Raw genomic sequence first — 24,185 nt, forward strand, 5'->3', positions numbered from 1 at the left:
AAACTATGAAGTCAACCTTTTCCGATGCGCCGATAAATTAACTAAAATTCCGGCTGAAATCAAAGTAAATAGAAGAGATGAACCCCCATAACTAATAAACGGGAGTGTAATACCCGTAATTGGCAACATTCCGGAAACGGCACCCAAATTAATGACAGCCTGAAGTATTATTTGAAATGTCAAACCAATGGCCAACAACTTGGGAAACATGTCGTCCAGTCCTTTTGCAATGGAAACACCACGAAACATTATAAATAAGTACAGAAAAATGATGAAGAACAAACCAATAATCCCAGTTTCCTCAAGAATAACCGCCATAATAAAATCCGTATGTGCTTCAGGCAGAAAACCCAATTTTTGCACACTGCTGCCCAACCCGTTTCCCCAAATTCCACCTGAAGCAATGGCTACATAAGAATTCACCAGTTGATAACCGGAACCTTGAGGATCGTCAAAAACATTTAAAAAAGAGGTCAGCCTCTCCAAACGGTAAGAGGAGGTATATGCAAAATAGGCAAAAGCCAGAATTGCCCCGCTGCCTAACAGGGTAATATGCAAAGGCCTTGTGCCGGAACAGATCACGATAATTCCACAGGCAAGTAAAATCAGCATGGAGGAACCTAAATCAGGCTGCTGCATGATTAATAGAAAAGTAATAGCCAAAACAAGCAATGGCGGTAAAACTGCTTTTCCAAAATGATCGATATAGGACTGTTTTTTTGCAAAGATATATGCAAAATAAATAATCATAAATAATTTCACTGCTTCTGCAGGCTGAAAAAGAAATGAACCTACGGCAATCCATCTTTGGGAATTATTTCGTTCCACGCCAATACTTGGCATCAGTACCATGAGAAGAAAAATGAGGGAAATAATGACAAGAAAAGGACTTAATTTCCCATACACTTTATAAGGGACAAGCGCTGCAGCAAGGAAAAAAAACAATCCAATAAGCAGCCATTGTAATTGTCTGAAAAAGAAATGGCTCCCATTATCATATTCCATGGCTCCCAGTGTATAACTCGCACTGTAAACCATAATAAGGCCAAACGCAGCTAATAAGAGAATGCTTATAATTAAAGAATGATCCATTCTTTTCAACTTGGTCAAAATCATATCCTTCACCACTAACTTTTCGTATTGAAAACAGCAACGCATCTCCCTTGCCCAGCCGTAAAATCATTCTACCTTCGCATCACCAAACATATAGCGCTTCGTTCTGGCATGGACACTTAGCACCAGACCCAATGCCATCATATTCGTTAATAACGCACTGCCTCCGTAACTAATAAGCGGCAGTGCAATACCTGTAATCGGCATTAATCCAATAGTCATGGCTATATTTTGAAAAACCTGAAAAGCAATTAACCCCACCGTCCCAATACAAATATATACACCAAAAAGGCTGTTTGCATTTACAGCGATCATGATAATCCGATAAATAAGGAGGAAATATAAACTTATTAATATGCTTGCTCCGATAAAGCCAAATTCTTCGCCAATCACAGTGAATATAAAGTCGGTGTGAGCTTCCGGAACACGGCCTGACTGAACCTGGACACCTTCATTAAAACCGGTACCTGACATTTGTCCAGACCCAATTCCCCGTATTGCCTGCTGTAATTGATAGCCATATCCACTGGCATATTCACCCGGACTCAGCCAACCATAAATCCTCCCTAATTGATGCGGCTTAAAAATGGAAGTAAATAGGTCATAATTATACTGGTATAAATAGAATAAAAAGAATACAATACTTCCCATTCCACTCATAAGCAAACCTACCATTTTTATAGATATACTGGAGAAAAGAGTTAAAGTTATGACAGTAGCTGCTATGATTAACGCAGAACCTAGATCAGGCTGGATTAATATTAAAGCAAAAGGAATCATGGAAAGCAGGATCACTTTTATTGTAGGTGCTATACTGTTTTTAAAAGAACTTCGCATTTGCCCCAGTTTACTTAAAATCACAGCTATATAAATAACTAGAAATATTTTCATAAATTCGGATGGCTGCAAATCAAAAAATCCCAGGCTAATCCAACGCTGTGCGTCATTTTTTACCGTCCCGAAAAAATGAACGAAAATAAGCAGTACAAGTCCAATTCCATATAAGTAAACAGCCCATCGTTTTAACAGTTCGAAATCAAAGTAAGCAACCCCTGCCATAATAAACAGCCCGACAATATACCATATTATTTGCCTTTTTACAAAATAAAATGAGTCTTCGGTCACATATTGTCCTGAACCGCTATATACAGCAAGCAGACTTATAATAAATAACCCCAATAACGTGGATAATAATATATAATCAATCTTCTGTTCACTTTGTTGCTTTTCCACATCGATTTACCTTTCATTTTTTATATTTAAAATTTGTTTACTGAATAAGAGAGAAAGATGCCCTTATAGGCTTGGATCATAACTTTCTGAAATGGCGATGTTGTTCTACCTGTAAAAAAGTTTCTTTAAGTTATCATAACTTCCAATAATCCCTGAAAAAATAAGCTTTTTATCAAAATGGGGCCACACTTATGCAGTGTCTTTAAAGTATATGCTTAATTGTAAAAATCCTACTATATTTTTTCTGCAGAAAGTGATTGCAGGACCATTTGGACAACAAGTGCATCATCCAGATAACCAACCGGAAATAAATAATCCGGAACAGCATCCATTGTAAAAATAAAATAAAGAAGTGCACTTCCCATGAGCGTTAGTTCTTTTTTCGTACCTTTTTTTTGTCGGAATCGTTCAAACATCATTTCAAGGTGCTGAATGAACGAACCCTTACCGCCAATATTGTTCAATTTATTTTTGAAATTATTAAAAATGGTTTGCTTGCCTTCATGTGTAAGGCTATAATTCTCATACTCTGCTTTTCTTTTTTCAATAAGCTTCATTGTAAGCGTTTCATCATACTCAGGAGAACTTTTTAAAAATTCTCGGATTAAATCAACCGGCCCCTGTTCAGCGCCGGGAATTTTTGTTTTGATTTCATAACCTGTTGCCTCTAATAGACTGGTAACTGATACATGAAGACTTTCAGCAAATTTATATAAGTGATTTAGATTCGCTTTCCGTTTGCCATTGACGATTTTTGAAATCGTAGCTGTGTCTATTCCTGTACGTTTGCTTAGCTTCCGCATGGATAATTTATTACTTTCCATTAATTCTGTTAGTACTTTACGTAAATTCTCGTAATTGTAAATAGTAATCACCTGTTTCTAAAATAGGCATTTCTCTTCGACTAGTTAAAAATATACAGATGCGTTGACATATTGTCAACAGAATTCAATGCCTTGAATAATTCGTTTAACAGATTAAATATGGATAAAGCTTATCATAATCTTTTAAAGCGAGTTGAAGATAGTTTTCTTAAGCGTATATCCGTCTGCCATGTTACGCCACTCACAAGGTGTTGCCCAATACTTTTGTGTCTTCACCCACTAACCTTCAGCATTTTTGTATTTATTTCAGCTTTTATAGATTCTCCCATTATCTCATGTTATACTGTTAACTCAATATGAGAGAAAGTGAGAATCACATGAAATTTACAACATCGAAACAAATCACAATCATTTTAATTAGTATATTTTTATTCCTATTCCTTTCTATCTTCAGAGATGATTTAGTGTGTTTGGATGAGACCATATATGCTTGGCTGACCGCTCACCAATCACCAATGATATTTTCCATCATGAAGAGATTTACGAATATCGGCTCCGGTGAGATGATTTTATTTGTTGCCTTGATCATTGCTGTCATTTTAAGCATCAAGCGATTATGGATGTATGTAACCTTTATACTCGTCGTTACATTCGGTGGCATGTTTATCAATTTATTGTTAAAGATGACATTCCAACGCGGAAGACCTGGTGAGGCAAGAGAACTGGAAGTGTTCGGATATTCACTTGATATAACTTCCTACAGTTTTCCAAGCGGACATACGATGCGCATTGTTCTTTTATTCTTGGTTTTCATCCTGCTCTGCCATCGGTTTATGAAGCATGGAACTTTGAAAGTAATCAGCATTTCCGTACTCACAGGCATACCTGTCCTTGTAGCCATAAGCCGAATTATGATTGGCGCTCATTTCTTCACGGATATTTTGGCGGCAATATTTATTTCGATCGTTTGGTTCCAGCTTTGCTATTTGCTTTTTACCAAAAAATTCAGGTTTGACAAAGGGACAGGTTTCCATTAGAGTATTATTTGTCAATTAAATACTTCGTTAGGTGAGGCTCCTGTGCGGAGATATGCTGCTGCCCAAAAACGTCCAAAGACGCCAATGGGTCAACAGAAACCATCGACATAAGGTGGTTTTTAATGCAGCTGGATCATAATCCTATGCCGCACAGTGTTAAAGCTCTACGAATGGAGGAAGCATAGTTAGTTTATGTTGAAAACTTTTTGCGTACACATTTATTTTTAAAATTAATGTTACACCTTCCATTTGTGGGAGGTGTTTCTTTATTTTGAATAAAGGGAGTGAGAATGACTATGGATCATTATACTGAACCCGATTCATCTTGTATAAAGTATTCATTTAAAAAAATAATAAGATCATCGAGGGTCATTCTCCTTTCCTAATGATTAGAAATCTGGCATTCCCAAGACCTTGGTCGAATGTCCTGACCGCACTTATGCAGACCTGTCTGCTCATGGAAAAAGAATGCCCTCAATCCAGGAGGCAGTAACATGGTTAAATTAGATGCAAAAGACCGTGAACAATATGCACAGCACATTATACACGCTGTACAACAAGAAGATTATATTCAATTTCGCAGGTATTTCCTGGAATTACACCCAACGGATCAGATTGAAATTTTTAATTCGTTTACGAAAAAACAGCGAGAAGCAATCTATCATTATTTATCTCCTGATGAGTTTTCGGAAATTTTCGAGCGGCTGGAATTTGAAAAACAGCAGGAAATTATTCTTGAGCTAAATGAACAGTATTCATCAGAAATGTTTAACGTCATGCCTGCAGATAACGCAGCATATTTTTTGCAGGAAATTCCAGGTGACAAAGCAATTGAAATTTTAGATAAAATGGATCCAGTGGAAGCCTCGGAAGTAAAAGAATTACTGTCTTACCCGGCTGAAACAGCTGGTGCCATTATGACGAAGGAAGTTTATCGAATTTCTTCTTCTGATACCGCATCCAGTGTTATTGAAAAATTAAGAAAGGAACCACCGGATGCAGAAACAATTTATTATCTTTATGTCGTGGATGAGCATGAAAAACTAGTGGGCGTGCTCTCTTTGAGAGAACTCATCACTGCAAACGAAACTAAATGCATTGAAGATATCATGAGTACCCGAGTCGTTTCCGTAGATGTGCAGATGGATCAGGAAGATGTCGCTTTGCTCATGCATAAGTATGATTTCCTGGCTATGCCGGTTGTCTCTAAAAATCAAACATTGCTCGGGATTATTACCGTGGATGATGTCATGGATGTCATGGAAGAGGAAGCAACAGAGGATTTTGGTGAAATATCAGCTGCAAAAGGGGCAACGGATGTGAGTGTCAGTGCCTTTGCTGCTGCCAAAAAGCGTGTACCATGGATTATTATGCTAATGCTTTTTGGGCTCGTAACAGCAGAGGTGATTGGTTTTTTTGAAGAAACACTGGAAGCAATCGTCTTACTGGCAGCTTTCATTCCACTGATTATGGACGCTGCCGGAAATGTGGGAACACAGTCCCTGGCAGTTGCTGTTCGCGGTTTAGCTCTTGGGACGATACAAAAAGGCAGTTTAGGCAGAATGGTAAGAAGAGAATTTGCTACTGGTTTGATGCTCGGTCTCACCTGTATGATCGTTCTCGGTATTACCATAAACTTAATTTACCAGGGCAATGCGATGCTCGCCTTTATTGTCGGTATTTCCATTTTTATTACGTTAAGTATTTCAACCATTATCGGAGCGACTGTGCCACTGGTGATCAATAAATTAAAACTGGATCCGGCCATTGCTTCCGGACCGTTCATTACGACGATAAACGATATTATTGGATTGCTTATCTATTTTTCCATCGCCACAACATTAATTGATTATTTATAAGAGGTTACGTCTTTTAACAGATAAGTTTGAGACTATACTAGAATGTAGCAAATGATGGTTGAGGGATTAAATTGAAATTTAGACTAAATAAATTAAAACGCAACACACACAAACAACTTATTTTATACAGCATATTAGTACTCTGTTTTACCATATCTCTTTTCTTTGTTCATAACAATTATTCATTCTATGAACGCACCATAGCCAACGTTATTGAAACGAGTCTGGAAGATAGTGAGGAAATGGTTGATAGAAATAATAATGAAGATGCCCTATTTATCCAGCATATCGTGGGGGAAATTAAAAACGGGGATGAAAAAGGGGAGCTCGTCCATCTGACGAATGAATACTCTTTATCCGGCGCCTATGATCAGGAATACCATGTTGGAAATGATTTATTTGTAGCTATTGATGAGAGTACAGAGAGGGATTCAGAATTAACCGGTGCCGTCCTTGATGTAAAACGAGATAAATACCTTGTCATTGTTGCATGGATTTTTATCTTTACTTTATTAATCGTTGGAAAGAAACAGGGACTTTATTCCATTATAAGTTTGGCAGTGAATGTTGCTTTAATTTCCTATGCGCTGGATGTTTATATTCATACATCCAACATAAGTCTGTTGTGGATATGCGGGATCAGTGCCGTTTTATTTACGGTTATAACCCTGTTGCTCGTAAACGGCTTTAATGAAAAAACCTATGCAGCCATCGTGGCAACAATTTTGGGAACTTTCCTATCACTGTTCATCACCTATGTTGTTATGTTTTTAACTTCCGGAAGTGGCCTGCGTTATGAGGAAATGGGCTTTCTGACCCGTCCTCCCGAAATAGTGTTTATGGCAGGACTTTTAATCGGTGCTTTGGGAGCAGTGATGGATGTAGCCGTTACCATGTCTACTTCTGTCTTCAGCTTATATGAAAAAAACAACAGAATATCTAACAAGGCGCTTAAAAAATCCGGGCTGGAAATCGGCAAAGACATTATGGGTACAATGACAAATATTTTGTTCTTTGCCTATATCGGCGGTTCCATTCCGGCACTTATTTTGTATTTGAAAAATGGCTCGTTGTTGACATTTACTTTTTCCATTAACCTTTCCCTGGAATTGACCAGGGCACTGGCAGGTGGTATCGGTATCGTATTAACCATTCCAATCGGGTTATATACGGCATTAATATTCGTTAACCGAAAGAGGAAGAGATCATGAATACATTGGCATGGTTGGCAGTCATTTTATTAGTTTTAATGGTGCTTATTGGTGGAAGGAAAGGCTTAAGGTCATTTATTGCTTTAGTCCTGAATTTCGGTGTGATCATTATTTCTATTTTTGTTATGCTCGACCCAACCGGTGATCCGGTGATCGTCACCATTATTGGAAGTACAGTAATAAGTGCGATTACGCTTTTTTATATAAACGAAGTGAACAGTACAACGAAAACAGCATTTATTTCTACGGTGATCACGATCGTTATTTTGATCTTTTTTATTGTGATTATGACAGATGCCGCAATGATTCAGGGGTTTAGTGAAGAGGAGATAGGAGAACTTCAACCGTTTTCCTTATATATCGGCGTGGATTTTGTCAGGATCGGTGCTTCCATGATTATTATTAGTGCAATCGGTGCTATTACAGATATCGCTATGTCGGTTGCCTCACCCATGCGTGAAATTTTTAATCATAACCAATCGATCAGTAGAAAAGAGTTATTCGGCTGGGGATTAACGATTGGCAGAGATATCCTGGGCTCCAATTCGAACACTTTATTTTTCGCCTTTTTTGGAGGCTATCTGGCATTGCTGATCTGGTTTAAAGATCTATCCTATTCACTTGGAGAAATTGTAAATTCAAAAGTATTCAGTGCTGAAATGATCACAATCCTTTGTGCAGGAATTGGTATCGCCCTGGCTATTCCCATTACTTCCTGGATTACGGCATATTTTTTAGTGAAAACAAGGGAAAAGGAAACTGACTGACCAAATAAACTCACACAGATACTTAATGGGAAAAGGGACGCCCATTATTTGAGATGCCATACAATCTTTTTCAATATTGATGTTATAAATTTCGTTTTTTCCTCAATAAGTTGATGTTTATAATATGTTTATTCACATAACAGTTGGAAACAATAAATCCATAGTAATTTAAATTAAAGGAGAACGAAAAATGACGGATAACTATCGGACTGAGAAAGATACAATGGGAAGTATTCTGGTGCCAGCCCATGCTTATTACGGCCCGCAGACACAGCGAGCTGTGGAAAATTTTCAGATAAGTGGGTTGAAACTTCCCCGTTCATTTATAAAAGCGCAGGGGATCATAAAGTCAGCAGCCGCTTCGGTAAATATGAAACTGGGTATGCTTGATAAAGAAATTGGTAACGCGATTATCGAAGCGGCTGAAGAAGTGATAGAAGGAAAATGGGATGATCATTTTGTTGTAGATGTATATCAAGCCGGTGCCGGTACTTCACAAAACATGAATGCCAATGAGATTATTGCCAATCGCGCTTCCGAAATCTTAAGTGGTTCATTGGATAGTTATTCTGTTCATGCCAATGATCATGTTAACATGGCACAATCGACAAATGACACCTTTCCATCTGCATTACATATGGCTGCTGCAGAAATCATCACAGAAAGACTGCTCCCTTCCCTCTTTCAATTACAGAAAGAACTAGAAGATAAAGCAGCATCGTTAATGCCAATTGTAAAAAGCGGGCGCACCCACTTACATGACGCGGTCCCAATCCGGATGGGTCAGGAATTTTCCGGCTACGCACAAACAATTAAATCCGCTCACACTCAAATAGTACAAAGCCTTGACAAGCTATATGAAATTGGACTAGGTGGAAATGCGATCGGAACGGTAATCAACACCCACCCAAAATACCCGCAGCTTGTACTCGAGGAAATTTCCGAACGGACAAACCTGCCATTCCGACAGCCGGAAAACATATTCAGCTTCATGCAAAACAGAAATGCAGCGATACAAATAATGCTGGCATTAAAAGAGCTATCCGTTCATCTAATTAAAATGACCAGCGACTTGCGCTTGCTCGCTTCCGGTCCAAGAACCGGGCTGGCAGAAATTACACTGCCTTCTGTTCAACCAGGTTCAACCATCATGCCTGGAAAAGTAAATCCAGCTATTTTGGAAATGACCCATATGGTATGCTGTCAGGTTATCGGATATGAAACAGCAATGGCTACTGCAGGAATAGGAAGCCAGCTCGAAATCAATGTCATGATGCCGGTCATTGCCCATACATTACTGGAATCTATTGAGTTAATGTCCAATACCATTCCAACCCTGACGGCAAAATGCATTAGCGGTATCCAGGCGAATGAAGTCATTTGCCAGCAATTTAGTGAATCAACCCTTGCCCTTGTTACCGGCCTAAGCCCAATTTTAGGCTATGATCTTGCCTCACAAATCGGTATGGAAGCAGATGAAAAAGATGTTACGCTGAAACAGGTACTCAAGGAAAAAAATATGCTCACACCGGAAATCGAGGAAGCACTAAAACCTGATAAATTCATACAACCTGGTGATTACACTTCATTAAATCAATTCTCTTAACGAACCTGCAGCTTGCAGCCCCTTGCGAAAAATAAATTTGCAAGGGGAAATTGTATTATGTAATTTTTCCCTGGCCCGTGACATAAGAACTTTCCTCATCTATAATAAAAGAGATAAACAAAGGAGGGTTATTTAAATGACAAGATCCAAAGCACAGAAAAAGCGGCAGAAGTTGATCCGTGAAGGGAGATTAAACCCGGAAATCAACCGCAGCCCTTTTGCAGAACTTGATTTGCGAACGCGTAAGACCAAAACGAAAAAGGATTATTTATACCGCACCAAGCACAAAAAGAATCGTTATCCAGGAAAAACGGAAAACGATTCTTTTTTTATGTGTAAAATGCAGTTATAATGATATGGGAAATAATACATAAAGCTTCTTGGGGGAATTTACAGATGAATGAAGTAATAAGACAACTGGACAAAAAAGATTTTCCTATCGTGGAATCAATGCAAACAGGGATAGAAGATGATTACGTCATCCGTATATTTGACCGGCTTTCCGCTCCACCCCATCGTATATTTGGGTTATTTTTGGATGATCAGCTCGTCAGCATGACAGGGTATACTATTTACGCAAAACACTATGCCATGATGGGACGTTTAAGAAGTGACATTCGATATAGAGGAAACGGTCATTCTACAAAACTCACCTCATACGTTTTTAATGAAGCATGCAAGGAAGAGAATATTGTATGGGTTGGGGCGAACACGCAGGAGCAGAATACACCTGCACAGCGTGTGTTGGAAAAAAATAGTTTAGACCAACACACGAAATTGCATGGAGCTATCACAAAAGATACTTCCATGCTGGAAACAGGTGCAAAACCGTGGAACCTGATTACAAGTCTTGAGCGTAAAAAAGCCTGGCTTGCGGAAACATATATCAAAACAGCTCAGCCCTTCCCGTTTGAATGCTATTATCCTTTTCCGGGATCAAAATATCTATTTCATGATGAAGATATTGCGCAATGGAATTTTTATGAAAATGATGATCAAACACGCTTTCTAATCACCAAAAACGATCAAAAGAAACACCATTATTTGCATGCTGTTTATCCGTGGAGTGATTTCACTTCCCAAGAAGGACTGTGGGAAACCATTTCCGGGGATTACCGGAGTTTCGCAGCTCAAAATGAAGAAGAAACCTATATCTGGATGGACTTTACAAAAGAGGAAGCACAGTTATTACCGGATGACAATGCATTTGAACTTCCGGACCCATGGATTTTATATGGGGCTAAGACAGAAGCATGGGGGAAAATCCCAGCTGATGAATTTCAGTCGAGTTTATAGGGGTTATCGTCTTTAAGGTGTCCGTCGTATTTAGACTGCGAATCTATTTGCTGTTTTTGATTTGGATTGTCCGTGACAGAACACGTGCGAAAACCCAATCATACAGTTAACCTTGATGAAGGACACTTAGTGAAAAATAGTAAAGTCAGGGCGTGTAGACGTCTCTCTCTAGTATATCATCGGGGGCAAAAAGTAAGATGACGTACCATAGGGAGCGTCTATGGTATGTCATCGGGGGCAAAAAGCGAAATGAGGTACTATAGAGAGCGTCTATGGTATGTCATCTGGTGAAAAAAGCGAAATGAAGTACCATAGAGAGCGTCTATGGTATGTCATCTGGTGCCAAAAACAAAATGACGTACCACAGAAACCTTGTCTGGAATCCGACTCAGAGAAATCACCGCTTCTTCGTTTAAAATAGCCTTCACAACATCCACAATAACAATACCTGTTGAATTTAAATTCCACACCAAAAAAGAGCTCAATCCACGTCGAATCAAGCTCTTCCGAAATTAATATCCTGCAGCTTTTTTCGTTTCATATGCTTCCATCACGTGATATAATGAAGCACGCTCTGTATCATTCAACGGTATGAGCGGCAAACGTACGCCTCCAACCGAGATGCCAAGTTGATTTAAAGCTTCCTTTACCGGCGTCGGATTCGGCGCTGAAAACAACACCTTCATCATCGGCAATAGCTGACGGTGTAATGCCCCTGCTTGGACAACTTCTCCACGCTTAAATGCAGTAACCATTTCATGCATTTCATTTCCAATAACATGAGCAGCTACAGACACTACTCCTGTTCCACCAATGGACATTAATGGCAGCGTGTTACTGTCATCCCCGCTGTACACACTAAAATCATCTGATGTTTTACTAATGATTTCTGCAGCTGCATCAAGGTCTCCGCTCGCTTCTTTTACAGAAACGATATTATCTATTTGAGAGAGTCTGATAATCGTTTCAGGCTCCATGTTAACTATACTTCGTCCAGGAATATTATATAGCATTACAGGCAATGAAGTGCTTTCTGCAATCATTTTAAAATGCTGATACATTCCTTCCTGTGACGGTTTATTATAATATGGTGTGACGAGCATAATACCATCTGCACCACTAACTTCTGCTTCTCTTGTCAGCTCCACGGAAGCCCGCGTGTTATTTGACCCTGTCCCTACAATTACCGGCACGCGTTTATTTACCACTTTTACAACGAAGTTAAATAATTGCAGTTTTTCTTCATGGCTTAACGTGGGAGATTCACCTGTTGTTCCTCCAACAACGATCCCTTCTGTTCCGTTATTGATCAAATGATTTACCAAAACTTCTGTCGAACTGAAATCTACTTCCCCATTCTCATCGAATGGCGTTACCATTGCTGTTAATACACGCCCGAAATTCATTTAATCTCACACCCTATTCTAATATTTTTTCTGGTGTGGAGAGCCAAAATAAAAACAACAACGAAAGGCCGCTGTTGCTTAAAGAACGATATGTTCTTAGCATGATAGCCCCCCATATAGTCTCCTATATGACAATTCTGCATCTATTCAATAACAGAACCAGTTTCCGAATGATGAGCATCCATCCACTTCGGCAAATTCCCCTTTCCCTATGAATCAACGGAGCCCATTCTCCTCTTCATAAGTACTAATGGTATTTGCAACCTCTACCCTTATCTTAAAAAAAACTTAAAATAAGATATATAAACTTACTACCCTAAATGTAACAGAAAAAAACTTTATTAACAAGCCTTTTTCCTGTTTCTTTTACATAGACTTACCTTTTTGATAAAAATCTTCTATTTCTTCTTCTGGTACTAACCCACCGCCGGTAGCCCAGGCAATGTACGTTGCATTTTCACTATTTATCTGATGTTTTTCCAGGTAATCTGAATTAAAAATTTCAATTGGACCGGTTAATCCTGCCGTTGCAGAAGGTTCAAGGTATATGTTTTCAGTGTCTGCTATCATGGCAAGCAATTGGAATAAAATGGTGTCTTCAAAAGTATAGATTCCGCTTATCAGCTGCTCGCTGGTTGAACTGGCAAAAGTAGAAGGTCTGCCAACAGCTAGTCCATCTGCTTCTGTTTTATTATCCAGTCCAATATCCTGCACACTAATCTTATCTTTTTCTCCGGTAACAAGTCCTGTTAATACAGACGGTGATTGAACAGGTTCAACAAAAAAGGCATGGACGTGATCCCCAAAAATGAGCTTCATGCCAAAGGTGATGCCGCCAGGTGCACCGCCAACACCACATGGGAGATAAACAAATAAAGGATGTTCTGCATCTACTTTTATCCCTTCCTGTTCAAATTGTTTTTTCAATCTTAGCGCTGCAGTGCTGTAACCGAGAAATAAATGCTGTGAACTTTCATCATCTACAAAATATCCCTTTGGATCAGCAAGTGTTTCTTCTCTTCCGGCTTTTATTGCCTTGCCAAAATCTCCTTCAAATTCATAAACATTTGCCCCTTTTTCACGGAGCAAATCCTTTTTCCACTGCTTTGCATCATGCGACATGTAAACCGATACCGTAAATCCAAGTTTAGCGCTCATAATCCCTATACTTAACCCTAAATTTCCGGTGGAACCGACTCCAATCTTATATTGCGCGAAAAAATTTTTAAAGTCATGGCTGGAAAAAGCCTCATAGTTATCTTCCTTTGTAATTAATCCGGCATCCAATGCCAATTTTTCCGCATAATACAATACTTCATAGAAACCGCCTCTTGCCTTAATGGAACCGGCAATAGACAGTTCATTGTCACATTTTAGGAACAGCCTTCCATCAAGTTTTGCAGCATAATTATTCTCCAGTGCATTTTTCATTTCCGGTATTTCCCTTAAAGGAGATTCAATAACCCCCTCTGCTTCCCTCGTTTCCGGGAATTCCTTCATTAAAAATGGAGCAAACCTCTCCCATAATTTTTCTGCTTCATGGATGTGGTCCATTGTAAGAGAAGATTCCAATGCTTCTACGTTTTTTTTATACGGATTTTTCCATAGAACAGGTTCTTTTTTCATAATGGATTGAAGTATTGGGTGTTTTTGCTGAATTTTTCTTAGCTTATCCTGTGAAAAAATGATAATCGCTCCTCCTGGTAAATAAGTCTAATTAAGATATACCCTCTTTAGCTTTTCCTTATTCATTTGTCCCTATTTATCCTGTTTTTTTGCTTTTAATTCTTTCACTCTCACGAATCGTTCCAATTTATCCAATTCGTAAAATAACTCAATAATACTGCTGGCAATCGGAAATACAACCGTCCATTTTTCAAAATCAGATCCCTGCAGCTCATCAATCAGATTATTGATCGTAATTTGCATGGCTGCTTTGGTCTCTTTTTGTAAATCTTTATCCAGTACTATTTTATCTTCATATAACATGAGAATATTTTCGCTGTAATTACTTATTTCATTAACTAGCTTTTTAATTAGGAACCTTTTGTTTCCTGCGCTTTCTTCAATTTTTTCAAAATGCTTTTCCACTTGCAGGATCAATTCCTTTTTCTTAATCAGCACCTGTATCATATGCTTGTAAATAACGATGTTTCTAAAAAAGCGAATTCGGTTACGTATAAAAATATTATTCCGCTCATCAACAATAATTTCAAAATAGTCCTTGGCATCATCAATCAGATCTTCCATTTCCTTATCTTCTGCTTTTATTTGAGGAACACTCATTGTGTTATTTGTACTGACACGTAAGAGGAAATTTGTTTTCTCGCTCGCTTTCTTAATCATTTTAAACAAATTTTTATCATGATTTGGCGGAAAAACTATCACATTAATAATAAAAGCGGACAATACACCGATAGCAACAAGAGATAACCGCTGAACAACATAGATAAACGACATCCCTTCTCCTGTGCCTATCATCATAACCACAACGGTCAATGTAGTCAGACTGACTGTTTTAGTCAACCCTAACCTAACATTAATAGCGATTGCCAGCACAACCATAGCACCGACGGACAACGGATGGGAACCGAGCAGAAAATATCCTGCCAGTGCGAAGACAAGCCCGATACTATTGGAAATAACAACCTCTTTTATATACGTATAAGACCTCATGATGGAAGGACGCATTGCTATGACCGCAGCAATCGCTGCTACAATTTCGAGATCAAGGTTTAACGTACCGGTGATAATCAATGTGAGAGCAACGGCCAGACCTGTTTTCACCATACGTGGTCCAATATTAAAATCCATTTACAGCACCTCAAAAACCTAAATTATTTTTACTTTTTACGTTCTACACTTATTAATATTAAATTTTATCATAATCATGATGTATACTTGTAGTATATGTACAATTCCTTTTCATTTTTCTCGTAAACAGCTTACTAAGCAGAAAAATGCTATAATTACTTAAAAACCGGGTAAAAATTAATGGGGAATTTATAATAATTCATGATTAAGCTTTTCCCGTATATTTCTATAATAAGACATCATCTCATTAAAATGAAATAATACAGCAGGTTATAAATAAAACAATGAAGAGTTGTCACTGAAACATTGCTGAAGGAGGGGTATCTATTTTCAAGAGAAGAATTCGACATATGCAAAGATACAGGGATATAATTATGACATTAACGCGTTACGGTTTTGGCTACTTAGCCATGGAACTGGGGCTGCATGAGATTCTTTCCTTGCCAAGAAGGATTTTCTTAAATCAACAAAAAGAAAATAAACATAAAACAACAGGAGAGAGAATTCGCCTGTTTATGGAAGAATTGGGTCCCACCTTTGTTAAACTCGGGCAATTTGCAAGTACCCGTGCAGATGTACTGCCAAAGGATATCATTATTGAACTTGAAAAGCTGCAAAGCAATGTAGCACCCTTCCCCTCCAATGAAGCAAAAGAAATATTGGAAGAGGAACTTGAAGAATCTGTAGAATACTTGTTTTCCGAATTTCATGAAACACCCGTTGCTGCTGCTTCCATTGGACAGGTACATTACGCTGTTTTAAAAACCGGTGAGCCTGTAGCAATAAAAATCCAACGTCCTAACATTCAGGATAACGTTAAAACGGATCTGGAAATTTTAAAAGATATTGCCAAAATCGCGGAAAAGCGTCTGGAAATCGCAGCCCGTTATAATATCGTCGAAATCATTGATGAATTTTCCAAATCATTAAAAGCAGAACTGGATTATTTAAATGAAGGAAGAAACTCCGAGAAAATAAAGGAGCAATTTAAAGGCGACTCCTATATCCATATACCGGAAGTCTTTTGGGATTATACGACAAACCGTATATTAACAACAGAGTTTATTACTGGGACAAAGTTGGAAAATGTCCAACAGCTTGAAATGAAAGGTCATGATCCAAGTATAATTGCAGAGCAAGTAGTAGAGGCCATGTTTCATCAGATATTTATTGAAGGTTTCTTTCATGGCGACCCGCACCCCGGCAATATTATGGCTCTGCCAGGAGGAAAAACAGTATTCATAGATTTCGGTTCTGTCGGACGGATTACCTCCGAAATGAAGGACAGCCTTTCCATGTTTGTCATCGCACTGAGAAGACAGCATACGGACGGCATCATTAAAGCGATAAATCGGATGGGCATGGTTCCCGAAGACGTGGATTTAAATAAATTAAACAAAGATGTTGAAAAACTAAGGGATAAATATTATGACATTCCTTTAAGCCATGTCAGTTTAGGTGACGCCATTAATGAGTTATTTACAGTTGCCTATAACCACCATATCCGGATCCCAGCTGATTTAACCCTTCTCGGGAGAGCATTCCTTACGATTGAAGGAATGGTAGAACGAATGGATCCGGAACTCAGTATTATTAAAATGGCAGAGCCTTTTGGCAAACAGTTATTAAAAGAACAATATAACCCAAAGCGACTTGCCGAAAATATGCTAAATGATCTTTTGGAATATCGTGAACTGCTTAAGGATTTGCCAAAAGATATACAGGAAGCGAAGTCAGTAGTTAAAAGAGGAAAAGTCCGCTTGGAGGTTTCCATACCAAAATTGGATGAATCCTCAAAGAAAATGGACAGAATCAGTAACCGGCTCGCTTTCAGCATTGTATTGCTGGCCTTCAGCATCATCATGACAGGACTTATAATCGGCTCAGCCATCGTAAGCCAGACAAGCCAAATCTGGAACATACCCGTCATCGAAGTCGGCTTCATTGTCGCCGCCGGCATGTTCATATGGATCCTATACGCCATATTCCGCTCCGGACGATTTTGAAACACGGGGACGGTTCTTGTGTTGCAAAAACGCAGGAACCGTTTTTTTGCGGTTTTTTTAATAAGAACTGGTTTGCCTGAAGACTGGAATATTAACTTGCTAAAATTCTAATTGACTTACGAGGTTTTTGATGCGCTTGAATTATTTTAGATGGGCTATTCGACGTATGAGCTGGTTTTGAATGGCTGGACGGCAGTTAGATTAGCGCTATTCAACGATGGAGCTAGTTTTGATGGGCTGAACGGTAGTTAGACCAGCACTATTAACGGTGAGCTAGTTTTAACGAGCTAGACGGCAGTTAGTACGGCGCTATTCGACGGCGGATCTGGTTTTAGTGGACTAAACGGCGGTTAGATCAGCGCTATTTGACGAATGAGCTATTTTTTGATCGGCTATACGGCGATTAGAAACATTATATATCAACGCTTTCTTTTTTTCGCAACTCATTCGGACATTTAGTATATTTCTTCGTTCGGTAATCCTTTAATTCTCCCACTTTAAGGATTTCCCCTTCTCTCAAGTAAATCCATTTTATATTAATCGTTATAAAAACTCCCACCTCCGATAAATCATTTTATAATTTTTGTAATATCGGACAAGATAACAAAAGATTACGCAGAATTAAAGTGAAATATGGTATTTTCACCCTGAAAATCCCGACATGAAAGGAATGGTTGTAAAGTGAACAAATCCGTACTTAAAATGATAACAGGTCTAATCATTCTGTTGGGAACGCTGTTCATTGGATTAAATCTTAGCCAAGCCCAGCAAGAGGATATTCCTGATTTAGAAGATGGGGAGGAATATGAGGAACGGGTACGTCATCCTGTGTCAAATATTATTTTGCAGCAGCGGTTCCCTGATATTCTTGTATTAAGTGCAGCACCCACGGAAAATACTGTTGCACTAACGTTTGATGATGGTCCGGATCCGCGGTTCACCCCACAAATTCTAGATCTGTTAGCTGAATATGATATACAGGCAACTTTTTTCGTTACGGGAGCCAGAGCTGAAGCTTATCCAGAGCTCTTACAGCGCATCGTTAACGAAGGTCATATTGTTGGTAATCATACTTATGGACATCCAAACCTGGTAGAGGCCAGTGACATGGATATTCTGGAAACTGAGGTGCAGAAAACAGAGGATATAATCAATTCAATAGTAGGGTATCGAACCAAACTTTTCCGTGCTCCATACGGCTTTTTATACGATGAATTGCTGGAACAATTAGGTTCAATGGATTACACCGTTGTAGGATGGTCGGTGGATTCTCTTGACTGGCGGGAAGATCCCCCTGAAGCTATTGCCTATAATGTAATAAGCAACATTCATCCTGGTGCGATAGTTTTAATGCATGATGGGGCCGATGTAACGGGCGACAGAACAAACACTATTGAAGCCTTAAGGCAGATCATTCCCAACTTAAGGGATCAAGGTTTGGAATTTGAAACCGTCCCGGACATGCTGGATATCCCGTATCAAAAATAGGCCCTCGAGATGGCGTCTCGAGGGCCAAATCATCTAATGAATAACTCAAGAGGCTTTTTCGGGTACCTCATTGGGCAAGATATGCTTGAACAAACTCCCTAAACTCTGCTATATCTTTAAAAAGCCTATCCGGCTTCACTGTAAATTCCGGCGCTTGATAGTCAGGAAGCCATTCGACACCAATTGTAGTGACTCCAGCTTGGTTTCCCGCTTTTATATCAGCGTCACTATCCCCGATGTACATGGATTCTTCCGGCTTAACATGAAGTGAACCCATCGCCTTATGTATTCCTTCAGGATGAGGTTTCGCCTTATCCACTTCATCGCCGGCAATCGTAATATCAAAGTATGAAGCGAGATGAAGCATTTCCAATGAGATATCAAGACTTTTTCTTCCCTTTCCTGTAACAACGCCTAATTTGAAGCGATTTTCCTGCAAAAATTCAAGTAGCTCTTGGATTTCCTGATTTTCCTTAACGAGTTCAGCATGGCTGTCCGCATAAACGCTATAAAAGGTTTCCATTGCCTTTTCTTTATTTTTATAATGTAGTCTATCGTTAATAATTCCCACTTCTGACGGGCCAAACATCGACTTTACATCCTCGTCTGTAACATCCACATCATCAAATTGCTTAAAAATCGTTTGAAAGGAATAATAAATTGTTGGAAGCGTGTCAGCAACGGTTCCATCAAAATCAAAAATGATTGCTTTCATAGAAACTCCTCCAATAATAAGATATTAATCTTACAATCTAACAACACAAACGTTTAAAATGGTGCGCTTCTTCTCCCAATTGCAGAATGCCCTTCTGCTTTACAATATCTGAATAAATATATTTTTCATCTGACCTCCTCCTGGTACAATTGATACGCTTTAATATAATGATAACAGCTTGCCGGCAGAAAATATCTCGGCTCTCCGCCGCGGGAAAATTCCTCTCTTATATATGTGGAGCTGATTTCCATTGTCAATCCTTTATCCAACAACTGAAATCTTCCATCATCATAATTCCGGAGTAATGGAGATTTTGCAATGATGCCCAGCATATTTACATTATCCTGTGCCATTACAATAAACTGATTGCAACTGATCAACTGTTCATCCATCATCCACTTACCATAATCAATATCAACGGATAAGTCTGCTACCATGATAAAGAAAAGTTCTGCTTGCGGCAAAAATGCCTTAAAATGCACCATCGTATCATAGGAGTAATTCTTTCCCGGTGACGTGGAATTTACATACGTATCCACCAAAATTTTCCAATTATAATTTATCGCTAATGGTACCATTGCCGATCTATGCTCTTCATTGATTGCCAGGTTTTTATCCCTTTTTTTGTCAGAAGAGGGAAGAAAAATAACATAATCTAATCCTTTTCGATGAGCTACAGTGGATGCTGTCCATAAATGTTCATTTGTTATTGGGTCAAAGGAAGAGCCCTATACTTCCACTTTAACCCCTTTAGTGAGCATCTTTTTCCGAATTCAATTCCTGAAAATAGTCGATCACTGACTTACTCATGCCCGACCATTTCCTTCACCTTGCTCCGAATGCGGTGGATGTTTTCCATTTTATTATTCCAAGTCTTTTCGCTCAAATCTACCGGATACGCTTCCGGATTTACAGTACGCTTATATTCTTCCCACAGCAATTTTAATTGTTCTTTTGCATAAGCCTTCATTTCCGGCAGCTCCGGATTTTCGTAGACAAGCTTACCTTCTTGGAATATTTCGTGATGCAGGTTTACTGCGTCAAAATTTGTTACAAATTTACTGATATACGTATGGATCGGATGAAACATTTTTAACCTATCTTCTTCCTGAGGCTGTTCATCCTCCAGCGTTATATAGTCTCCTTCTGACCGGCCGTTCACCTGATTGACAATACGGTAAACCTTTTTCATTCCCGGTGTCGTTACTTTTTCCGGGTTACTTGATATTTTCAACGTATCCACCATCTCACCGCGATCGTTTTCTATCATCGCCAGTTTATATACAGCACCAAGGGCTGGCTGATCATAGGCAGTAATTAATTTTGTGCCTACACCCCACACATCAATCTGTGCTCCTTGTGCTCGCAAACTAATAATGGTGGATTCATCCAAGTCGCTTGAAGCATAGATCCTCGCTTCAGGAAATCCTGCTTCATCCAGCATTCTTCTCGTTTCCTTTGATAAAAATGCCAAATCCCCGCTATCAAGCCGCACCCCCTGGAAATTGATTTTATCGCCAAATTCTCTGGCCACCTTAATCGCATTTGGTACACCTGATTTTAACGTGTCATATGTGTCTACAAGAAATACACAATTTTTATGGCTATTCGCATACTTTCTAAAAGCTTCAAGTTCCCTTCTGTAAGCCTGAATCATGGAGTGGGCATGTGTACCTGAAGGAGGTATTCCGAATAATTTGGCTGCCCTCACGTTACTCGTAGCATCAAACCCGCCAATATAGGCTGCCCGTGTACCCCAAATGGCAGCATCCATTTCCTGTGCACGTCTCGTTCCAAATTCCATTAGCGTTTGATCCTGAACGACTTGTCTAATTCTTGAAGCCTTCGTAGCAATCAATGTTTGATAGTTGACTATATTAAGGAGAGCTGTTTCCAATAATTGCGCCTCAGCTAAATTAGCTTCTACACGAAGTATCGGAACGTTCTCAAAAACTATTTCCCCTTCTCTTAAGGCCCGAATATTTCCAGTAAACTTGATTGACCGGAGATAGTCGATGAATACCTCTTCGTAACCGAGATCTTCCTGCAAATAGGCTAAATCAGACTCGCTGAAACGGAGGTTTTTGATATATTCAATTGCTTTTTCCAGTCCTGCAAAAACAGCGTATCCATTGCCGAAGGGCTTTTTGCGGAAATATAAATCAAAAACCGCCCGGCGATTATGCACATCATCATCCCAATAGGTTTTAGCCATATTTATTTGGTATAAATCCGTGTGCAATGCTAAACTGTCATCTTCATAATACATGATGAAAACCTCCTGATTTATGTGTAGGTATATTTTAATTTTTAATTGCTTTATTAAATTACTGTTATTGTACCTTATTCCCAAATGGAAGCAACTACATGTTTATCATTGAATTTATATAATTGGGACGGTCGATACGAATTTCTTTTTGTTTTCTTAAGATTGCCTTTCCGATCATACACTTTATCAATAAAATCAAGTTTTGGTACTTTGGCAAAAAAAACGGAGTTATTCCTTATTTTCGGTGTGTTTGTTACCGTTTGCAATACACGCTGCAATTCCGAGAGCGTAAATTCTTCCGGAAGAAAGTTTCTTGCAATCGTAGTTTCCACCATATCTTTCTTGATTAATTCTGCAGCATCCGAAATGGCTTTCCGATGGTCAAAAGCTAATTCAAGTTGCAGTGCTTCATCCAACGTAAATAGTTTTACTTCAGAAGCGTCATAAGCTGCTCTTCGTTTCATTAACTTCTGTTCCGAAACGATCGCATAATATGCGTTTGAAATAATCCAGCCGCGCGCATCCTCTCTAAATTTATCATACACGCCGAAGTGCTTTAAATACAATTCCTTTACACCCGTTTCTTTCTCCAGTTCCCTTGCTGCAGCTTCCCTTGCTGTTTCCTTTTTATGACCGTCAATAAAGCGGCCGGGAAGTGCCCATTTGTCTCCTTCGATATTTGGCTTTCCTTCTTCATCTATTTCAGCCCTTTTTATAAGCATAATTTTCAGCACTTTACGATCCGGTTCCTTCATCTTTTTTTCCACACCACGGCGGCTTTTTTTCGAGATAATCGTAAATACGGCAATATCACTCTTATAACCATCAGGAGTGATATATTTACTCCTAACATCGTTCCGGAACGCATCCGCTTCTCTATTATAATTTGCCACACAACCACCTCATAAAACCAAACTAATTTGTAATTCATTAATTACTCATTATTATAAACAACAGATCAGGGAATCGCAATACAGGAACATTTTCTTGTCGTATTTTGCCCAATAATGTCCACCCAAAAAGTAAAGCCTATACTATGCACTTCCATCATGCTAAGCCCAGGCTTTACTTCCTATTATTCTCCAAGTAAATATACTTACCAACTCTATCTTTCTTACACTTTTTCTAGCATACAATAATTGAGTAAATTTCTCTCATTGAGTCGGATCACCAAGTTTCCATGCTCTACAGATTAATATATTATGATCATTTGCTGATTCTTTGCGGTGTAAACCAGACGAGTTCGGATAAAAATCTCCCCTCAATAAGAATTTAATTTCTTATTCATAGAACTTGTTGTTTGCCTTGAACTATGACATGCCTGTAACAGCTTGTTACATATGTAAGCTGAACCTCCTCATAACGGGAAGTTCAGCTTTTTTTAATATTACGCCAGCTTGCTAATGGCTCGCATTGGATCATATAATGATAGATCGATATCGACTTCTTTATTTACTGCAAGAGAGGCTGCCAGCGAACCAACATAAGGTCCCATTGTTAACCCTGAGGCACCAAGTCCATTTGCAAGTATTAAATTGTTAAAAGGCTGTACATACCCAAGCAGCGGTGCCATATCCGGTCCCATCGGTCTGAATCCAACTCTGATTTCCTCTACAGTCCCATTGTCAAGACCAGGAGCAACCGTCAATGTTTCCGCCATCACCTCGGCCATTCCGCCGGCAGTGACACGATGATCAAAACCTGATCCCTTTTCCCTGGTTGCACCTGCTACTACTCTCGAATCGTCAAAAGCAAGCATATAATGTCCCTTTTGCGGTACTAACAACGGCCAGTCTGAAGTGTCCGTTTCTGGTAATTTAAGATGGACAATCTGCCCACGCTGCGGCATTACTTTTAATTGAAGACCCAATGGTTTCAGTAATTCAGGTGCCCAGGCACCACCAGTAGCAATAACGGAATCAGCATAAATATCATTGCCGCCGTTAACCCTGACCCCTTTTACATTACCTTCATCACTAATCAGTTCAGCTTCTCCATACATCATTTCCGCACCATTTTTTTCCGCAGCCCGCTTTAATGCATCTCTAAGCAAACGGCCATCCACCCGGGCACCACCAGAAACATATACTGCTTCGAATTCTTCATTCAAAGGGGGAAATAATTCCTTTGCCTCTCTTCCGCTCATCCTTTCAAACATCCCCATCTCTGGAGCATCTTCATACTTATTTTCTAAATTAAGCATCAGCCTGTCCATCTCTTCCGGATATAAACTGACTGCTAAAGCACCGACTTTTTTATACCCTGTATTTGTTTCCCCGTCTTCTTTTAACTGGGCGATCAATTCCGGATAATATTTAGCTCCCCTTCTTACCATCTGGTACCAGTTTTGATTATTTGTTTTCGACATCCACGGGCAGACGATTCCCGCTCCGGCAGCTGTCGCATTCCCCTCATGGTGGTTATCCACCATCACTACTTCGATATTATTTTTTACTAGATGATAAGCAGCACTGGTCCCTGCAATCCCGCTCCCTATAATTATTACTTTCATGAAGCCACATCCTTTTCTCTATGTTTTAA

General features: G+C 39.1%; 20 protein-coding genes and 2 riboswitches. Of the genes, 9 read left to right on the forward strand and 11 right to left on the reverse strand.

Annotated elements, in window-relative coordinates; genetic code table 11:
• Positions 1–3: 3 nt before the first annotated feature.
• The 3 genes from ftsW to ACDX78_RS01210 all read right to left on the reverse strand — a co-directional run bounded on the left by ftsW (position 4) and on the right by ACDX78_RS01210 (position 3,170).
• Complete coding sequence (gene ftsW, locus ACDX78_RS01200) at positions 4–1,116, reverse strand: putative lipid II flippase FtsW (protein WP_486024646.1); 1,113 nt, start codon at positions 1,114–1,116, stop codon at positions 4–6.
• A gap of 63 nt (positions 1,117–1,179) precedes the next feature.
• Entirely contained in the window at positions 1,180–2,346 is a 1,167-nt protein-coding gene (gene rodA / locus ACDX78_RS01205; RefSeq protein ID WP_486024648.1) for a rod shape-determining protein RodA, read from the reverse strand.
• Positions 2,347–2,579: 233 nt separating this feature from the next.
• Complete coding sequence (locus ACDX78_RS01210) at positions 2,580–3,170, reverse strand: helix-turn-helix domain-containing protein (RefSeq protein WP_486024649.1); 591 nt, start codon at positions 3,168–3,170, stop codon at positions 2,580–2,582.
• Between the two features lie 377 nt (positions 3,171–3,547).
• Between ACDX78_RS01210 and ACDX78_RS01215 the strand changes: the two genes are divergently transcribed.
• From ACDX78_RS01215 to ACDX78_RS01245, 7 genes are all read left to right on the forward strand, one after another.
• Complete coding sequence (locus tag ACDX78_RS01215; protein WP_486024651.1) at positions 3,548–4,207, forward strand: phosphatase PAP2 family protein; 660 nt, start codon at positions 3,548–3,550, stop codon at positions 4,205–4,207.
• A 16-nt stretch (positions 4,208–4,223) separates the two neighbouring features.
• A riboswitch (M-box (ykoK) riboswitch) is annotated at positions 4,224–4,389 on the forward strand.
• A 312-nt stretch (positions 4,390–4,701) separates the two neighbouring features.
• On the forward strand, positions 4,702–6,066 hold the full coding sequence (mgtE, locus tag ACDX78_RS01220) for a magnesium transporter (protein ID WP_486024652.1): 1,365 nt from the start codon (positions 4,702–4,704) through the stop codon (positions 6,064–6,066).
• A gap of 71 nt (positions 6,067–6,137) precedes the next feature.
• Complete coding sequence (locus ACDX78_RS01225; RefSeq protein WP_486024654.1) at positions 6,138–7,277, forward strand: YibE/F family protein; 1,140 nt, start codon at positions 6,138–6,140, stop codon at positions 7,275–7,277.
• Positions 7,274–8,044: a YibE/F family protein gene (locus ACDX78_RS01230; RefSeq protein WP_486024655.1), complete on the forward strand. Its 771-nt coding sequence runs from the start codon at positions 7,274–7,276 to the stop codon at positions 8,042–8,044. The genes ACDX78_RS01225 and ACDX78_RS01230 overlap by 4 nt, the downstream gene beginning before the upstream one ends.
• Positions 8,045–8,234: 190 nt before the next feature.
• The gene (locus tag ACDX78_RS01235; RefSeq protein ID WP_486024657.1) at positions 8,235–9,650 is read left to right on the forward strand and encodes a class II fumarate hydratase; all 1,416 of its coding nucleotides are present in this window, start codon (positions 8,235–8,237) and stop codon (positions 9,648–9,650) included.
• Between the two features lie 136 nt (positions 9,651–9,786).
• Positions 9,787–10,002: a hypothetical protein gene (locus ACDX78_RS01240; protein ID WP_486024659.1), complete on the forward strand. Its 216-nt coding sequence runs from the start codon at positions 9,787–9,789 to the stop codon at positions 10,000–10,002.
• Positions 10,003–10,046: 44 nt separating this feature from the next.
• Positions 10,047–10,946: a GNAT family N-acetyltransferase gene (locus tag ACDX78_RS01245; RefSeq protein WP_486024661.1), complete on the forward strand. Its 900-nt coding sequence runs from the start codon at positions 10,047–10,049 to the stop codon at positions 10,944–10,946.
• Positions 10,947–11,458: 512 nt separating this feature from the next.
• On the opposite strand, the gene dapA is transcribed toward ACDX78_RS01245, so the two are convergent.
• The 3 genes from dapA to ACDX78_RS01260 form a co-directional block, all read right to left on the reverse strand.
• Positions 11,459–12,352 carry a 4-hydroxy-tetrahydrodipicolinate synthase gene (dapA, locus tag ACDX78_RS01250; protein WP_486024662.1) on the reverse strand — a complete coding sequence of 298 codons (894 nt, stop codon included), beginning with the start codon at positions 12,350–12,352 and terminating at the stop codon, positions 11,459–11,461.
• 97 nt (positions 12,353–12,449) lie between these two features.
• A riboswitch (Lysine riboswitch) is annotated at positions 12,450–12,629 on the reverse strand.
• 89 nt (positions 12,630–12,718) lie between these two features.
• Complete coding sequence (gene dsdA, locus ACDX78_RS01255) at positions 12,719–14,041, reverse strand: D-serine ammonia-lyase (protein ID WP_486024871.1); 1,323 nt, start codon at positions 14,039–14,041, stop codon at positions 12,719–12,721.
• A gap of 69 nt (positions 14,042–14,110) precedes the next feature.
• Entirely contained in the window at positions 14,111–15,166 is a 1,056-nt protein-coding gene (locus ACDX78_RS01260; RefSeq protein WP_486024664.1) for an FUSC family protein, read from the reverse strand.
• Positions 15,167–15,540: 374 nt separating this feature from the next.
• Here ACDX78_RS01260 and ACDX78_RS01265 point away from each other — a divergent pair, with 374 nt between their 5' ends.
• Together ACDX78_RS01265 and ACDX78_RS01270 are read left to right on the forward strand one after the other, a co-directional pair.
• Positions 15,541–17,172, forward strand: a complete 1,632-nt coding sequence (locus tag ACDX78_RS01265; RefSeq protein ID WP_486024665.1) for an ABC1 kinase family protein — start codon at positions 15,541–15,543, stop codon at positions 17,170–17,172.
• A gap of 681 nt (positions 17,173–17,853) precedes the next feature.
• A complete protein-coding gene (locus ACDX78_RS01270) occupies positions 17,854–18,660 on the forward strand; it encodes a polysaccharide deacetylase family protein (protein ID WP_486024667.1) in 807 nt (268 codons plus the stop codon).
• A 67-nt stretch (positions 18,661–18,727) separates the two neighbouring features.
• Here ACDX78_RS01270 and ACDX78_RS01275 read toward each other — a convergent pair whose 3' ends face one another.
• The 5 genes from ACDX78_RS01275 to ACDX78_RS01295 all read right to left on the reverse strand — a co-directional run bounded on the left by ACDX78_RS01275 (position 18,728) and on the right by ACDX78_RS01295 (position 24,156).
• Positions 18,728–19,375: an HAD family hydrolase gene (locus ACDX78_RS01275; protein ID WP_486024669.1), complete on the reverse strand. Its 648-nt coding sequence runs from the start codon at positions 19,373–19,375 to the stop codon at positions 18,728–18,730.
• Between the two features lie 125 nt (positions 19,376–19,500).
• On the reverse strand, positions 19,501–20,085 hold the full coding sequence (locus ACDX78_RS01280; protein ID WP_486024873.1) for a nicotinate-nicotinamide nucleotide adenylyltransferase: 585 nt from the start codon (positions 20,083–20,085) through the stop codon (positions 19,501–19,503).
• Positions 20,086–20,177: 92 nt separating this feature from the next.
• Complete coding sequence (locus ACDX78_RS01285) at positions 20,178–21,644, reverse strand: nicotinate phosphoribosyltransferase (protein ID WP_486024670.1); 1,467 nt, start codon at positions 21,642–21,644, stop codon at positions 20,178–20,180.
• A 74-nt stretch (positions 21,645–21,718) separates the two neighbouring features.
• Positions 21,719–22,537: an NUDIX domain-containing protein gene (locus ACDX78_RS01290; RefSeq protein WP_486024672.1), complete on the reverse strand. Its 819-nt coding sequence runs from the start codon at positions 22,535–22,537 to the stop codon at positions 21,719–21,721.
• A 494-nt stretch (positions 22,538–23,031) separates the two neighbouring features.
• Entirely contained in the window at positions 23,032–24,156 is a 1,125-nt protein-coding gene (locus ACDX78_RS01295; protein ID WP_486024673.1) for an NAD(P)/FAD-dependent oxidoreductase, read from the reverse strand.
• Positions 24,157–24,185: the final 29 nt, after the last annotated feature.

Origin of the sequence: Virgibacillus oceani (genome assembly GCF_041521345.1) — a bacterium.
GTDB classification, from domain to species: Bacteria; Bacillota; Bacilli; order Bacillales; family Amphibacillaceae; genus Virgibacillus_N; species Virgibacillus_N oceani_A.

Bases quoted from the DNA above. Each gene is read 5' to 3' on its own strand.
- ftsW (WP_486024646.1), bottom strand. From the start codon at position 1,116: ATGATTTTGACCAAGTTGAAAAGAATGGATCATTCTTTAATTATAAGC.
- ACDX78_RS01230 (WP_486024655.1), top strand. From the start codon at position 7,274: ATGAATACATTGGCATGGTTGGCAGTCATTTTATTAGTTTTAATGGTG.
- ACDX78_RS01265 (WP_486024665.1), top strand. From the start codon at position 15,541: ATGACATTAACGCGTTACGGTTTTGGCTACTTAGCCATGGAACTGGGG.
- ACDX78_RS01235 (WP_486024657.1), top strand. From the start codon at position 8,235: ATGACGGATAACTATCGGACTGAGAAAGATACAATGGGAAGTATTCTG.
- ACDX78_RS01240 (WP_486024659.1), top strand. From the start codon at position 9,787: ATGACAAGATCCAAAGCACAGAAAAAGCGGCAGAAGTTGATCCGTGAA.
- ACDX78_RS01210 (WP_486024649.1), bottom strand. From the start codon at position 3,170: ATGGAAAGTAATAAATTATCCATGCGGAAGCTAAGCAAACGTACAGGA.
- ACDX78_RS01275 (WP_486024669.1), bottom strand. From the start codon at position 19,375: ATGAAAGCAATCATTTTTGATTTTGATGGAACCGTTGCTGACACGCTT.
- ACDX78_RS01260 (WP_486024664.1), bottom strand. From the start codon at position 15,166: ATGGATTTTAATATTGGACCACGTATGGTGAAAACAGGTCTGGCCGTT.
- ACDX78_RS01245 (WP_486024661.1), top strand. From the start codon at position 10,047: ATGAATGAAGTAATAAGACAACTGGACAAAAAAGATTTTCCTATCGTG.
- ACDX78_RS01285 (WP_486024670.1), bottom strand. From the start codon at position 21,644: ATGTATTATGAAGATGACAGTTTAGCATTGCACACGGATTTATACCAA.
- ACDX78_RS01295 (WP_486024673.1), bottom strand. From the start codon at position 24,156: ATGAAAGTAATAATTATAGGGAGCGGGATTGCAGGGACCAGTGCTGCT.
- mgtE (WP_486024652.1), top strand. From the start codon at position 4,702: ATGGTTAAATTAGATGCAAAAGACCGTGAACAATATGCACAGCACATT.
- ACDX78_RS01215 (WP_486024651.1), top strand. From the start codon at position 3,548: ATGAAATTTACAACATCGAAACAAATCACAATCATTTTAATTAGTATA.
- dapA (WP_486024662.1), bottom strand. From the start codon at position 12,352: ATGAATTTCGGGCGTGTATTAACAGCAATGGTAACGCCATTCGATGAG.